The sequence below is a fragment of the Arthrobacter sp. SD76 genome, assembly GCF_049726125.1.
Classification (GTDB): Bacteria; Actinomycetota; Actinomycetes; order Actinomycetales; family Micrococcaceae; genus Arthrobacter; species Arthrobacter nitrophenolicus.
Window position 1 is genome coordinate 2,402,973 of the sequence record NZ_JBNBLR010000001.1, and the last position, 14,531, is coordinate 2,417,503.

11 protein-coding genes and 3 pseudogenes are annotated in these 14,531 nt (G+C 66.7%); 6 read left to right on the forward strand and 8 right to left on the reverse strand.

Translation table 11 applies throughout. From position 1 onward, the window contains the following. Positions 1–1,728, reverse strand: coding sequence for a serine/threonine-protein kinase (locus ACPEE0_RS11790; RefSeq protein ID WP_009358965.1), 1,728 nt, complete (start codon positions 1,726–1,728; stop codon positions 1–3). Positions 1,729–1,865: 137 nt separating this feature from the next. Between ACPEE0_RS11790 and lipB the strand changes: the two genes are divergently transcribed. The 4 genes and pseudogenes from lipB (at position 1,866) to ACPEE0_RS11810 (ending at position 4,859) form a co-directional block, all read left to right on the forward strand. Beyond that, positions 1,866–2,534: a lipoyl(octanoyl) transferase LipB gene (gene lipB / locus ACPEE0_RS11795; RefSeq protein WP_354176265.1), complete on the forward strand. Its 669-nt coding sequence runs from the start codon at positions 1,866–1,868 to the stop codon at positions 2,532–2,534. After that, positions 2,531–3,550 (forward strand): annotated as a pseudogene (lipA, locus tag ACPEE0_RS11800) (lipoyl synthase). Before lipB ends, lipA begins: the two are co-directional and overlap by 4 nt. Positions 3,551–3,649: 99 nt before the next feature. Then, positions 3,650–4,402, forward strand: coding sequence for a DUF4191 domain-containing protein (locus ACPEE0_RS11805; RefSeq protein ID WP_009359099.1), 753 nt, complete (start codon positions 3,650–3,652; stop codon positions 4,400–4,402). 100 nt (positions 4,403–4,502) lie between these two features. Then, the gene (locus tag ACPEE0_RS11810; RefSeq protein WP_035753608.1) at positions 4,503–4,859 is read left to right on the forward strand and encodes a DUF3817 domain-containing protein; all 357 of its coding nucleotides are present in this window, start codon (positions 4,503–4,505) and stop codon (positions 4,857–4,859) included. 33 nt (positions 4,860–4,892) lie between these two features. On the opposite strand, the gene ACPEE0_RS11815 is transcribed toward ACPEE0_RS11810, so the two are convergent. Next, positions 4,893–5,330 (reverse strand): RDD family protein, encoded by a 438-nt coding sequence (locus ACPEE0_RS11815; protein ID WP_009359101.1) that lies wholly within the window; start codon positions 5,328–5,330, stop codon positions 4,893–4,895. A 283-nt stretch (positions 5,331–5,613) separates the two neighbouring features. Here ACPEE0_RS11815 and glnA (ACPEE0_RS11820) point away from each other — a divergent pair. Then, positions 5,614–7,036: pseudogene (gene glnA, locus ACPEE0_RS11820) on the forward strand (type I glutamate--ammonia ligase). Positions 7,037–7,206: 170 nt separating this feature from the next. Here glnA (ACPEE0_RS11820) and ACPEE0_RS11825 read toward each other — a convergent pair. The 5 genes and pseudogenes from ACPEE0_RS11825 to glnA (ACPEE0_RS11845) form a co-directional block, all read right to left on the reverse strand. Next, positions 7,207–7,443 carry a hypothetical protein gene (locus ACPEE0_RS11825; RefSeq protein WP_009359102.1) on the reverse strand — a complete coding sequence of 79 codons (237 nt, stop codon included), beginning with the start codon at positions 7,441–7,443 and terminating at the stop codon, positions 7,207–7,209. Between the two features lie 230 nt (positions 7,444–7,673). Further along, positions 7,674–8,210, reverse strand: coding sequence for a GNAT family N-acetyltransferase (locus ACPEE0_RS11830; protein WP_152419614.1), 537 nt, complete (start codon positions 8,208–8,210; stop codon positions 7,674–7,676). Between the two features lie 32 nt (positions 8,211–8,242). Then, entirely contained in the window at positions 8,243–8,683 is a 441-nt protein-coding gene (locus ACPEE0_RS11835) for a VOC family protein (RefSeq protein ID WP_424574538.1), read from the reverse strand. 51 nt (positions 8,684–8,734) lie between these two features. Beyond that, entirely contained in the window at positions 8,735–11,746 is a 3,012-nt protein-coding gene (locus ACPEE0_RS11840; RefSeq protein WP_424574539.1) for a bifunctional [glutamine synthetase] adenylyltransferase/[glutamine synthetase]-adenylyl-L-tyrosine phosphorylase, read from the reverse strand. A 9-nt stretch (positions 11,747–11,755) separates the two neighbouring features. After that, a pseudogene (gene glnA / locus ACPEE0_RS11845) lies at positions 11,756–13,095 on the reverse strand (type I glutamate--ammonia ligase). 280 nt (positions 13,096–13,375) lie between these two features. Here glnA (ACPEE0_RS11845) and panB point away from each other — a divergent pair. Continuing rightward, positions 13,376–14,260: a 3-methyl-2-oxobutanoate hydroxymethyltransferase gene (gene panB, locus ACPEE0_RS11850; protein ID WP_424574540.1), complete on the forward strand. Its 885-nt coding sequence runs from the start codon at positions 13,376–13,378 to the stop codon at positions 14,258–14,260. A 48-nt stretch (positions 14,261–14,308) separates the two neighbouring features. Here the strand turns inward: panB and ACPEE0_RS11855 are convergent, their stop codons facing one another. Then, entirely contained in the window at positions 14,309–14,473 is a 165-nt protein-coding gene (locus ACPEE0_RS11855) for a hypothetical protein (RefSeq protein ID WP_009359107.1), read from the reverse strand. Positions 14,474–14,531 lie beyond the last annotated feature (58 nt).

Sequence of the window (14,531 nt, forward strand, 5' to 3'; positions counted from 1 at the left end):
TCAGGACCCGGGCAGGATCTCACTGATCCGCCACCTGCCGTCAACAGACACCAGGACCAGGCGCAGGCGCTGGCCGGCGCTCGCGGCACCTGATGCAAGCACCGTTCCTGCACGGTCCTTCTCCTCGTACGCGGATGTGGCCGAAGTTGCCCCGACCACGGCCCGCCCGCCCGAGGCACCTTCCGTGACGACATCGGACAGGAGGCTGGCGAACCCGGCCAGCACATGGCCTGGGCCGCGGAGCCTCCCGGCGGTCCTGGCGTCTGCGGCAGCCGCCGGTGATCCTTTCGCGTTGACTTCATCCAGCAGTTCCAGCCTGCCACTGGCGAACGCATGGTCGCGGAGTGCCGCAAGGCCGGCCACGGCCACGGCCGGGTCTGGTGCAGCGGCATGCTGCCTTGCCTCCCGGACCGCGTCGGCGCCTGCAGCTGCCTTCCCGGCACCAGCCACAGTTTCGGCTGGCGCTCCGGTTGTACTGCCGGGTTCGGGTGTCAGCGGGCCTGCCGGCGCCGCCGCCATCCACCAGGCAACAGCCAGGGCCGCGGCACCCGCGGCAGGCATGACCAACCGCCGCAGCCGCCGGCCCGGCATGCCCCTGGGAGCGGCGTGCTTTCCGTGCACAGCGTGTTTATCGTGCACAGCGGGTGCGGTGGCAGTGGCCGGGAACGGCAGCCGCGGACCGGCGGCCCGCCCCTTGACCCACCGTGCCGCCAGATGCCGGCGATTCCAGCCATCCAGCTTCTCCTTAAGCCTGGAGGGCCGGATGATCCTGTGCCACCCGGACGACGGCGGGACATGCCTGCGCGTCACCAGTTCCGGAAGGACGGTGGGATGGACTGAGGCCGCCAGGTCGACAGGGCGGGGCGGGGCGCTCCGATAGACGGCAGCAGCCAGGGCCGCGGCCGTCGGCCGGAGCCGCCTGTCCTCGTTGAGCCCGGCTTCCAGGACGGCGGCAAGTTCCTCCGGAACGTCCGGAACGAGCAGGGAGAGCGGTGGGCGCTCGGCCGTCGCCGGCGGGGCGGCGCCGGTGAGGCAGTACCAGCCGACGGCGGCCAGCGAATAGACATCCCGTTCCGGCTGGAGACCGGCACGGACCGCATCCACCGGTGCAGGATCGAGGAAACCGGGCGTGCCGAAGGCTTGCCCATGGCCGGGATCACCCAGGATCCGTGCGATCCCGACGTCGGAGAGCAGCGGCTTGCCCTGGCTGGTGAACAGCACGTTCCCGGGCGAAACGTCAGAATGTGTGAACCCTTTGCCGTGCAGGTACGAAAGCGCCTGGGCAATCGGCGTCACAACGGTGACTGTCTCCCCCACGCCCAGCCTGCCCCGGGCGGCAACGAGCTGGGCGAGGGAACCACCCGGTGCGTAGTCCAGGACCAGCGCCGTGCCGCCGCCGGAGCTGGAATCGAAACGGACGGCGTGGTGCGCGGTGGTGAGGTGCTGATGATCCAGGACGGAGAGGATGCGGATCTCCCGCTGCACAGCAGCTTCCTGTGCGGCGTTGTCTTCCTGTACAGCGCCTTCCTGTGCAGCGTCTCCCTGTCCAGCCTCTTCGGACCGGCAACCACTGCCGCGCCGGCTTCCACGCGCCGGGCGGAAGCACTTCAGGGCGAACTCCCGGCCCGTCTGATGGTCAGTACCGAGCCAGACCGTGGCGCTTCCGCCGCAGCCGAGCAGGCGACCGGTGGTGTAGCCGGGAACCAGCGGAGCCGTTGTCTCGTCCATCCCTCATGTCTAGCCGAATCCGCCGCTCCCTGCAGAAGTTATCCACAGGCAGTGCCATACTGCGAGGTGGTGCGGGCAGGTGGTGAGGTTGGCCACTAAACCGGGTACGCGGCGCTGCGGGGTCTAAGCTGGATGCCATGACTCTTGAGTTTTCACAGCTGGGTCTGGCCCCCGAACTCGTGGATTACCAGCAGGCGTGGGACATCCAGCGCGAACTCCATGACAAAGTAGTCGCCGGCCAGGCACCAAGCACTGTGCTCCTGCTGGAACACGCTGCTGTCTACACCGCGGGCAAGCTCACGGAAGACCACGAGCGGCCCTTCGACGGCACGCCTGTTGTGGCCGTGGACCGCGGTGGAAAGCTCACCTGGCACGGACCCGGCCAGCTCATTGCCTACCCCATCCTCAAGCTGAAGAACCGCGCGGGGATCCGGGACTACGTTGAGCGGCTGGAAGCGATCATGATTGCCGTCATGGCCGACTACGGCATTCCGGCCGAACGCATCAAAGGCCGGGCCGGCGTCTGGATCAGGGCGGACGAAAAGGGTCCCGACCGCAAAATCGCCGCCATTGGCATCCGGGTCCTGAACGGTGTGACGATGCACGGCATCGCCATCAACTGCAGCAATGACCTGGCGCCGTACGGGCAGATCATCGCCTGCGGCATCACGGACGCGGGAGTGACCACCATGTCCCTGGAGACGGGGCAGGACATCCGCCCGGCCCACATCGTTGAACGCATTGTGGAAGAATTCCGCAAGCACGAAGAAGCACTCGTATCAAGCCCTGAAGGAGCTCTACTGTGACACTGGCACCCGAAGGCCGGAAGATGCTGCGGATCGAGCAGCGCAACGCGGCCGTCCCGGTGGAGCGCAAGCCCGAGTGGATCAAGGCCAAGGTCCAGATGGGCCCGGAGTTCGTCGGACTGAAGAACCTCGTCAAAAAAAGAAGGCCTGCACACCGTCTGCGAGGAAGCCGGCTGCCCCAACATCTTCGAATGCTGGGAAGACAAGGAAGCCACCTTCCTCATCGGCGGCTCCGAATGCACCCGCCGCTGCGACTTCTGCCAGATCGACACCGGCAAACCCTCACCCCTGGACCGGTTCGAACCCACCAAGGTGGCCCGCTCCGTCCAGTCCATGCAGCTCCGCTACGCCACCGTCACCGGCGTCGCCCGCGACGACCTCGAAGACGAAGGCGTCTGGCTCTACGCCGAAACCGTCCGCAAAATCCACGAACTGAACCCCGGCACCGGCGTCGAACTGCTCATCCCCGACTTCTCCGGCAACCCCGGGCACATCACCGCGATCTGCGACTCCAAACCCGAAGTCTTCGCCCACAACGTAGAAACCGTGCCCAGGATCTTCAAGCGCATCCGCCCCGCGTTCCGCTACGAACGCTCCCTGGACGTCATCACCCAGGGCCGGAACCAGGGCATGGTCACCAAATCCAACCTCATCCTGGGCATGGGCGAAACCCGCGAAGAAATCAGCGAAGCCCTCCGCGACCTCCACCAGGCCGGCTGCGACCTGATCACCATCACCCAGTACCTTCGCCCCTCCGAACGGCACCTGCCTGTGGACCGCTGGGTCAAGCCCCAGGATCCTGGACCTCCAGCACGAAGCCGAGGAAATCGGCTTCCTCGGCGTCATGTCCGGCCCCCTGGTCCGTTCCTCCTACCGCGCCGGCCGGCTCTGGGCCACCGCCATGCGCAAAAAAAGGACGCGACATCCCCGCCGAACTGGCCCACATCGCCGACGGCATCCAGGACTCCGGCACCACCCGCCAGGAAGCCGCCAGCGTCCTTGCCGCCCACTCCTGAGGAAACAGCAACTTCATATCGCAGAGCGTGCCCCAGGGGCCGGACGCCGATGATTCGGCGTCCGGCCCTTGGCCTTAAGTCACGTAGAATTGAGGCACTATGGCGAAATCCCCTGATTCCAGCAACTCCACTCCGGCGGGCTCCAGCGCGGTGAAGCGCGGCCTCTTCTCGCGCAAGCCGAAAGAAGCCAAGGCCAAGAAGCCCAGCAGGCTCAAGCAGATCCGCGAAGTCTTCACCATGACCCGCAGGCACGATCCCATGGTGCCGTGGCTGATGCTGCTGGTGTTCCTTGGTGTCGTGGCCGTGAGCTTCCTGGTGGGTTTCTGGCTGGACAACTGGATTACGGGCCTGATCATCGGTATCCCGCTTGGTTTGCTGGGCGCAACCCTGATCCTCTCGCGCCGTGCAGAGCGCGCCGCCTTCGCCCAGATCGAGAACCAGCCCGGCGCCTCCGGCGCAGCGCTCGGAACCCTGCGCCGCGGCTGGATCACCGAAGAACAGCCCGTTGCCGTTAACCCGCGCACCCAGGACGCCGTGTTCCGCGCCATCGGCCGCCCCGGCGTCGTCCTGGTCAGCGAAGGCCCCAGCCACCGCGTTAAGCCGCTGCTGGATGCAGAGCGGAAGCGCCTTGCGCGGATCCTGCCCAACGTCACCGTGCACGTGATCGAGAGCGGCCGCGGCGAGGGCCAGGTGCCGCTCAGCCAGGTTGCCAAGAAGATGGGCAAGCTGAAGAAGGAACTGACGAAGGTCGAAGTCAACGCCGTGGCCAAGCGCATCGCGTCGCTGGGCAACAGGCTCCCCATCCCCAAGGGCATCGACCCCTACAAGGCGCGTCCCAACCGCGGACGCTAGGTCTGGAAACGCCCCGGTTACCGGTTCCGGCCGGCCACCGGGGCGTTTTCTTGCACCTGCAAATCCCTTTTCCACTGCCCCCCACGGACAGGACGTCACCATGCCATTGAAGAACCCGGTCATCCGCGCTTTCCGGATCCTCGCCGTCGCCGAAGCCATCAGTTGGGCCGCCCTGCTGGCCGGCATGTATTTCAAGTGGATTGCCGGTACCACCGAGGTTGGAGTGCAGGTGGCCGGGCCGATCCACGGCGCGCTGTTTGTGGCCTACGGTGCTGCGGCGCTTGCCTTGTGGAGGCTGCAGCGCTGGCCGTTCATGGTGGCCTTTTTCGCCGGTATTTCCGCAGTTTTCCCGTTCGCCACCATCCTGTTCGAGCGGTGGGCGGGTAAGCGGGGATACCTCGGCGGTGTTCCTGCGGAGGCCAGCCCCGATGTTACGAAGGAGTCCGCACGCGTCTAGGAGACGCCTGCGGGCGGCCCTGCATAGTGGGCCTTACCGGCGGATCAGCAGGGTGTTCATTGCCTTGTCGTGCAGTCCGCGCTGGTCAGGGTCGAAGATGACGGCGGGGATCACCAGGCAGAGCAGCACCGCCCGCACCAGGGCAGCCAGCGGGCCCGGGACTCCTCCGCCCGGCTTCACCACGGCAAGGCCCATGGCGCGGTGCCCGATGCTGTAGCCGAGGGTGCCCACCAGGAGCGTTTGCTCGACGGCGAACACCGCCAAAGTGGCCCAGGAATTCCCACCAAAGGCAAAGTTGCTGATCAGCAGCGCGATGCCCCAGTCGATCATGATCGCCAGGATGCGCCGCCCTGCCCGCGCAATCGAGCCCGGGCCTGATTCCGGAAGTCCCAGCCGTTCCCCGGGATACCTGGAGATACCTGACGTGTCCGGTCCGCTGAGCCAGGAACCAATGTCTTTGCGATCTACCACTGTCCAAGCTTACCGACCGGCGGGCCTGCGTGCGCCCACATCGCGGATGGGGTTAGACCACAGTGTGGACGGGCTGTAGCGTTGCCATATCAGGGCATTCTGTAACCTGCCCGAAACAATGCGGACACGGACGGGAAATGCCTCGTCCATAGGCTGTTGGAAGTTTCAAGCAATCCCCCGGCAGGGAACTCACAGCAGGGAAACCCTCGGTTATCCCTGCTTTCGGATTGCGCTGGATCAGATGGCTTGCACGCCAGATATTACATATGCGTTAGGAGCATAGATGTTCAAGACTGCGGACGAAGTCCTCAAGTTCATCAAGGACGAAGATATTAAATTCGTCGATATCCGCTTCACCGATCTTCCGGGCGTCCAGCAGCACTTCAACGTCCCCGCCAAGAGTGTTGACGCCGACTTCTTCATCAACGGCCAGCTCTTCGACGGTTCCTCCATCCGCGGCTTCCAAGGCATCGCAGAGTCCGACATGCAGCTGATCCCGGACGTGACCACCGCGTTCCTGGACACCTTCCGCATGGAGAAGACCCTCGCCCTGAACTTCTCCATCGTCAACCCCCGCACCGGTGACCCGTACCACCGCGACCCCCGCGGCGTAGCAGAGAAGGCTGAAGCCTACCTCGCATCCACCGGCATCGCCGACACCGCGTTCTTCGCTCCCGAAGCTGAGTTCTTCGTGTTCGACAACGTCCAGTACCAGTCCTCCCCGCAGGGCAGCTTCTACAAGATCGACTCCGAGGAAGCCCACTGGAACACGGGCCGCGAGGAAGAGGGCGGCAACCTGGGCTACAAGACCCCCGTCAAGGGCGGTTACTTCCCGGTCTCCCCCACGGACAAGCAGGCTGACCTGCGCGACGCCATGTGCGTTGCCCTGGACGAAGCAGGCCTCGAAGTTGAGCGCAGCCACCACGAGGTCGGCTCCGCCGGCCAGGCTGAAATCAACTACAAGTTCACCACCCTGACCCACGCTGCCGATGACCTGCAGAAGTTCAAGTACGTCATCAAGAACACCGCAGACGCCTGGGCAAGTCAGTGACCTTCATGCCGAAGCCCGTTTTCGGTGACAACGGCTCCGGCATGCACTGCCACCAGTCGCTGTGGAACGGTGGCCAGCCCCTGTTCTACGACGAGAAGGGATACGCAGGCCTGTCCGACACCGCCCGCTGGTACATTGGCGGCCTGCTGAAGCACGCCTCCGCCGTCCTGGCCTTCACCAACCCGACGGTTAACTCTGACCGCCGCCTGGTCAAGGGCTTCGAGGCCCCGGTCAACATGGTCTACTCGCAGGGCAACCGCTCCGCCGGTATCCGCATCCCCATCACGGGCAGCAACCCCAAGGCCAAGCGCATCGAATTCCGCGCACCGGACCCCTCCTCCAACCCGTACCTGGCCTTCGCTGCCCAGCTGATGGCCGGCATTGACGGCATCCGCAACCGCATCGAACCGCCGGCTCCGATCGACAAGGACCTCTACGAGCTCCCCGCCGAAGAAGCCAAGGACATCCCCAAGGCACCGGGCACCCTCGAGGAGGCCCTGGAGGCCCTCCGCGAGGACAACGAGTTCCTGCAGGCCGGTGGCGTGTTCACCCAGGACCTGATCGACACCTGGATCGAGTACAAGTACGAAAACGAGATCCGCCCGCTGTCCCTGCGCCGAACCCCTACGAGTTCGAGCTCTACTACGGCGTCTAGCCGGACCTGCGGGTGATGCTGCGATAGTCCGCAGACAGTCCGCAGATTCCAGTACGAATAAAGGCGGCTACGGGTTTTCCTAAACCTGTAGCCGCCTTTCGTCTATCCGCCCGCGTTTCAGCTGGCCCCGATTTGCGGGGCCACCCTACTGCCCAGTAACTTTGTGTCGGTTACTTCGCAATCCCCCAAACAGTGAAGTAGCCCGAGAGGTCCCGCGATTCCCCCAAGCCGCGGGGCCTTTCGCTGTTCAGGGAAAGTTCCTGGCTTGCGCCGGAGGACTGGCTGCCGCTGTGTTGTTCGCCGGCCGTCACCCCATGATCGTCCGGGTCGGGTTCATGGACCTTTCGCGGGATCTTGCCCTCCACGTCAGCAGGTACGGGAGGGTCTTTCTCTTCATCAGCAGCCATTGGCCAAGCATTAGCCGCGCCGAAGAGAACGGGAGCCTGCGCGCTGGCGCCGCTGTATTCGCTGAAGGTGGGAGCCCGGCCCCTGACGTGCTGAGACCGGGAGCCGGACCCCCTGACGAATGCCCCCCGAGACGAAGACTGATCAAGCCTTCCCCCAACAAGGTTGAAGAACACCGCCAATCCACATAATCGGCCAATCCGCCAGGGAGTGCAATGCCGGCCTGCCGCTGTTACCTCATCGTGGCATCCGGAAAGCGCCGGAACATGGTCCGTTGCGGCCCGGAGGGGCCGCCGTCGTACCGGCCGTGGTCAGTGAATCCGGCGACGCGGTAGGCGGCCAGCCCTGCAGGGTTGGCTTCGTTGACAGACAGCACGACGCCGGACTCCCCAGTGCGGTGCCGCGCCGTCAAACGGGCGGCGGCCAGCACGGCAGCGGCGGCTGCGTGGCGGCCGATCCCACGTCCCTGCAGCCGCCGGTCAACAAGGAATCCCCTGAGGAGCCAGGCACTGTCATCGTCCGGCCAGCCGGCAAGGCGTGCCGCCCCGCGCTGCAAAGTGAGCACTCCGGCAGCACGCCCGTCCGACTCAATGACGTAGGGGCGCCGCGATTCCTCGGCCAGGCCGGCCAGGGCCATCCGCAGGGGGTCCCCCACAAAGCGTTCCTGGCCCGGGCTGAGCTGCAGCTGTGCTACCTCGTTGAGCTGGATGGCTTGGGCGTCGGCGTCGAGGTCCCGCAGCGGGATGAGCCAGACCCGTTCCCCGTTCAGGACTGACCCGCCGTTCAGGACTGCACGGGCGGTCAGGACGGCACAGTGCCGGAGGTGCTGCCGGCAGCTGGGTCGGCCATGCCGGCAGGATCCATCCAAAAGACCTCCCAGAGGTGACCGTCGGGATCCTGGAAGCTGTGGTTGTACATGAAGCCCAGGTCGCGGGGATCCTCCGACAAGCTGCCCCCGGCGGCAAGGGCGGACCGGACTGCCTCGTCAACGGCCTCCCTGCTGTCCACGCTGTAGGACATGATGGCTTCCGCCGCCCCCGCGGTCCCGGCGACGTCCTTGGAGGTAAAGGTCCGGAAGTAGTCCTCCACCAGGAGCATCACGCAGGCGTTGTCATTGACGATCATGCACGTGGCATTCTCATCCGTGTAGTCCGGATTGAAGGAAAAGCCGAGGGAGGAGAAGAATTCGACGGAGCGCTGGAGGTCCTTGACGGGCAGGTTCAGGAAGAGTTGGGTAGCCATGGGCCAAAGGTAGCACCGGGCCCGGACAAAGGGACAGCAGCCGGAAGCCGGCTATTGCCCGTAAAACACGCGTTCAAACACGGCCCGGGCACGGCGGCTGACCCGCAGGTAGTCCTCCTCCAGTGCGGCCGCGCGGCCGGGTTCGTAGCCGCACCACCGTGCCACGGCTTCCAGGTCGCGGCGCGACGACGGCAGGAGGTCCGATGCCTTGCCGCTCCAGATGACGTTGGCGGACCTGATCCGGCTGGCCAGCCGCCACGCCTGCGCCAGGAGGTCCGCATCCTCCCGTGCGAGGAGTCCCAGCCGGGCAGCGGCCTCCATAACCTGCACCGTGGAGGTGGTGCGCAGCTCCGGGTGCTTGCCTGCGTGCTGCAGCTGGAGCAGCTGGACCAGCCATTCGACGTCGCTGAGGCCGCCGCGGCCAAGCTTGAGGTGGCGGGCGGGATCAGCCCCGCGGGGCAGGCGTTCGGATTCCACCCGCGCCTTGATCCTGCGGATTTCCCGCACGTCCTGGTCGGACACCGCTTCGGGATAGCGGATGGGGTCGATCAGGGCCAGGAAGTCCGCTGCCAGTTCGTCGTCGCCCGCCATGGGGCGTGCCCGCAGCAGCGCCTGGGCCTCCCAGATGAGCGACCAGCGGCGGTAGTACTCGGCGAAGGAGTCCAGGGACCGCACCATGGCCCCGTTCTTCCCCTCCGGCCGGAGGTCGGCGTCCATCTGGAGCACCCGCTCTGCCATAATGGCCGGCTTCACGGGCTGGGTCAGCAGGCTTGAGACCTTGGTGACGATCCGGGCAGCCTGTTCCTGGGCCTCCGCCTCCGTGTAGCCCGGGAGCGCCCGGTGCACGTACATCACGTCGGCGTCCGAACCGTACCCGATTTCACGGCCGCCCTGGCGGCCCATCGCCACGACCAGCACGGCCGTCTTCAGCGGCCCGCCGGCGGAGACGATGCCCTCGGCCACCCGCAGGGCGCCCAGGACTGCCGCCCTGTCAGTGTCGGCCAGCGCGGCTCCCACCTGGTCCTGGTCCAGCAGCCCCGCGGAATCGGCGATGGCGATCCGCAGGATTTCCCGCCGCCGGATCAGCCTGATGAGGCGCATGGCACTTTCGGGATCGGCGTGCCGTGACATTTTGGAGGTGATTTCCTGCCACTGCGCCTCGAACGGCACCGGCACCAGGTCCTTGTCGTGGCCGAGCCAGGCGACCGATTCAGGCGAAACTTCCAGCAGGTCGGCGATCAGCCGCGAGTTCGAGAGCATGTGGCAGAGACGCTCGGCAGCGGCATTGGAGTCCCGGAGCATGCCCAGGTACCAGTGCGTGGTGCCCAGGGCCTCGCTGACGCGCCGGAAGGCGAGCAGGCCGGCGTCGGGGTCCACTCCTTCCGCGAGCCAGTCGAGGAGGATCGGAAGCAGCTGTTTCTGCAGTGCCGCCCGCCGGCTGACTCCAGCCGTCAGGGCCTCGATGTGGCGCATGGCGCCCTGCGGATCCCGGTAGCCGAGGGCCGCCAGCCGGCCCTGGGCAGCTTCCGGAGTGAGCCTTGCATCTTCGCTGCTGAGCCTGGCGGCGGTATTCAGCAGGGGCCGGTAGAAGATCCGCTCATGCAGTTCCCGCACGGAGCGCTTGGTCTTCTGCCAGGCGGCCAGCAGCGCGTCGGGATGCGGCCGCTCGTTCGAGAACGGCCCCAGGACTGCCTTGGCCAGGGCCCGCAGCGCCGGTTCGGCGACGGGCATGAGATGGGTCCTGCGCAGCTGGAACAGCTGGATCCGGTGTTCCAGCAGCCTCAGGTACCGGTAGGCGTTGTCGAACGCGGCGGCGTCTGACCTGCCGATGTAGCCGCCTGCGGACAGGGCCGCGATCGCGGAGGTGGTGTCCCGCCGTCGGAGGGTCTCGTCCGCCTTGCCGTGGACGAGCTGCAGCAGCTGGACGGTGAACTCGACGTCCCGCAGTCCGCCGCGGCCCAGTTTGATCTGCCGCTGTTCCTCCGCGGCAGGAATATGCTCGGTGACCCGCCGCCGCATGGCCTGGACAGATTCCACGAACCCGTCTCTGCCCGCCGAACTCCAGATCAGCGGTGCCACGGCGTCCTCGTACCGCCGCCCCAGTTCGGCATCCCCGGCGATGGTCCGGGCCTTCAGGAGCGCCTGGAACTCCCAGCTCTCCGCCCAGCGGGCGTAGTAGGTCTCATGGGAGGCCAGGGTGCGCACCAGGGGCCCCGACTTGCCTTCGGGGCGCAGGTTGGCGTCCACCTCCCACAGGCCGGGTTCCCGCGCCACCGAGGAGATGGCGCGGGAGATGCCGCTGGCCAGCGCCGTGCCGATGGTGTTGGCGCGGGCGTCCTCCAGGCCGCCGCCGTCCACCACATAGATGACGTCGACGTCGGAGATGTAGTTCAGCTCGCGTGCCCCGCACTTGCCCATCCCGATGACGGCCAGCCCGACCTCCGCCACGTCCGGTGCGCCGTACTGTCCGGCGGCTTCTGCGCGCGATACGGCCAGTGCGGCCTCAATGGCGGCACCGGCAAGGTCTGCGAGTTCCCCGCCCACCGAGGGCAGGAAGTCGAGCGGGTCCGCCGCGCACAGGTCCTTGACGGCAAGGTCCACTACTCCCCTGCGGTACGCGGTGCGCAGGGCCGCATAGGCATCCGGCCCGGTGGCCGCCGCGACCGGTCGGGCGGCGCGCGGATCAGCGCCTACGGACTGCAGGAGCGTGGCGCGCAGTTTCGCCGGATCTCCCGGCAACGGTTCGGGACTGGCCCTGACGTGGAAGGCGTCGAGATGCTCGGGATGCCGGATGAGGAACTCGCCCAGCGCCTCGGATGCTCCCAGCACCCGGTACAGCGGCTCGCTGGTGTCAGGCTCTGCACTGGCCAGTTCCCGGAGGTCCGGATGCTTCTCGATCAGCCGGACCAGGGACTGCAGGGCGGTGTCCGGGCTGGCCGCCATCTGCAGCCCGGCGAATAGCGTGTCCTGGTCCAGGCCCTCCAACTCCGGGGCAGCCAGGAACCGTTCGCCTTTGTCCAGGTCGCTGAAACCGGCCGCGATCAGGCGGCGTGCCAGGCTCACGCCCGCCGCCTAGAGGATGCCGAGGTTGCGCTGCAGCTCGTAGGGCGTGACCTGCAGCCGGTAGTCCTGCCACTCGGCGCGCTTGTTGCGCAGGAAGTGCTCGAACACCTGCTCGCCCAGGATCTGCGGCATCAGCTCGGAATCCTCCATCGAGCGGATGGCGTCGTGCAGGCTGGCCGGCAGGGGGTCGTGCCCCATGGCGCGGCGTTCGGCCGAGCTCAGCGACCAGACATCGTCCTCGGCGGCGGCCGGAAGGTCGTAGCCTTCCTCAATGCCCTTCAAGCCGGCACCGAGCAGCACCGCATAGGCCAGGTACGGGTTCGCGGCCGAGTCGATGCCGCGGTATTCGATCCGGGCGGACTGGCCCTTGCCCGGCTTGTACAGCGGCACGCGGACCAGGGCCGAGCGGTTGTTGTGGCCCCAGCTCAGGTAGCTGGGAGCCTCGCCGCCGCCCCAGAGGCGCTTGTAGGAGTTCACGAACTGGTTGGTGACGGCGGTGAATTCCGGGGCGTGCTTGAGGATGCCGGCGATGAACTGGCGGGCGGTCTTGGACAGCTGGAATTCCGCGCCGGCCTCGTAGAATGCGTTGGTGTCCCCTTCGAACAAGGAGAAGTGCGTGTGCATGCCGGAGCCCGGGTGAGCGGTGAACGGCTTGGGCATGAAGGTGGCATAGGTGCCCTGCTGCAGGGCCACTTCCTTGATGACCGTGCGGAAGGTCATGATGTTGTCCGCTGTCTGCAGCGCATCCGCGTAGCGGAGGTCGATCTCGTTCTGGCCGGGCCCGCCCTCGTGGTGGCTGAACTCCACGGAGATGCCGACCGATTCCAGCATGGTGACGGCGGTGCGGCGGAAGTCCTGGGCGACGCCGCCCGGGACGTGGTCAAGTAGCCGCCCTCGTCCACCGGCACCGGCGCTCCGTCCGGGCCGAGTTCCTGGGACTTGAGCAGGTAGAACTCAATCTCCGGGTGGGTGTAGCAGGTGAAGCCCATGTCGGCGGCCTTGGCGAGGGTCCGCTTCAGGACGTTGCGCGGATCAGCGGCGGAGGGCTCGCCGTCGGGGGTGAGGATGTCGCAGAACATGCGGGACGTCTGCTCCGTCTCGCCGCGCCACGGCAGGATCTGGAACGTGGACGGGTCAGGCTGTGCCAGCATGTCCGATTCGAAGACACGGGCAAGGCCCTCAATGGCCGAGCCGTCGAAGCCCAGCCCCTCCTCGAAGGCGCCTTCGACCTCGGCCGGCGCCAGGGCAACAGACTTGAGCGAACCCACGACGTCGGTGAACCACAGGCGCACGAAACGTACGTCGCGCTCTTCGATTGTGCGCAGGACAAACTCTTGCTGGCGGTCCATGATGGCCTCTTCTCCGGTCAACGTCCATGCTCCGGGGTCCGCGGTGATTGGGGGAAGCCGGCAGCGGTTCACAAACACTGTACTAAGCATTCGGCGCCAATGCTGGCGCCTGCGCCGCGCGTAACACAGCGTTAACACCCGGCGGCCCCCGGGAGAGTGCCGCCGTCGGGCTTTGCGCGCCCCGGACGGCACGTGCGCGCCTGCCGTATATGACCCTTATCACCCCGCGCGGGGACCGGCAGTGTAGCTAGGACGGCAGGTACCGCACTACGCTCATGCCATGGCCTCAAGCAACAGCCCGAATTCCAGCGCGTCCGCCGAAGTCCCCGCACCTTACGGCAACGGGCCTGCGCCGTCGCCGGCATCCAAGCCGGGCAAGGTACGCATCCACCACCTGCAGCAGGCCAAGCGCGACGGTACCAAATTCGCCATGCTGACCGCCTATGAGCAATACACGGCCGAAATCTTCGACGCAGCCGGCATCGAGGTCCTCCTGGTGGGCGATTCGGCGTCCAATAACGTGTTCGGCAACGAGACCAGCCTGCCTGTCACAGTGGACGAACTGCTTCCGCTGTGCCGTGCCGTGGCCAGGTCCGCGAAGCGCGCACTGGTGGTGGCAGACCTGCCGTTCGGCAGCTACGAGGTTTCCGCGGAGCAGGCCGTGGCCGCCGGGGTCCGGTTCCTCAAGGAAGGCCTGGCCCACGCAGTCAAGATCGAGGGCGGCAAGTACTACGCCCCCAGCGTCCGGGCCATGGTGCAGGCGGGCATTCCCGTCATGGCCCACATCGGCTTCACCCCGCAGAGCGAGCACGCCCTGGGCGGGTACCGGGTGCAGGGCCGGGGCGACGACGCCCAGCGCCTGATCGACGACGCCGTCGCACTCGCCGACGCCGGTGCGTTCTGCGTGCTCATGGAAATGGTGCCGGCCCAGACGGCGGCTGCCGTGGATGCAGCTGTCAGCGTCCCCACCGTGGGCATCGGAGCAGGCAAGGAAACCACGGGCCAGGTCCTCGTCTGGCAGGACATGGCCGGCCTGCGGGGCGGCAGGATGGCCAAGTTCGTCAAGCAGTACGCCGACCTTCGCAGCACCCTCCTCGACGCCGCGACGGCCTATGGCGAGGACGTTCGGTCCGGGCAGTTCCCCGGCCCGGAGCACACTTTCTGACCCGGACCCACCCAGCCCGCGCGACAGGCGGGCAGGGCGGGCCTGCTGTCAGTCGTCGTCGTCCTTTTCCCATGCCTCGTTGCGGGCCCGGACCTTCTCAAGGGCGTGTTCGGCCTCTTCCCGCGTCCGGTAGGGCCCGATCAGCTGGCTCCAGTCAGAGAGCCGGTCCTCTTCCACCTCGTGGGTTTTGATGTTGTACCAGTACTCAGTCATCGTTGCTCCCGTTCCGGCAGGCAGGGAAGCTGCGGCGTGACCCGCGTAACACAAATGC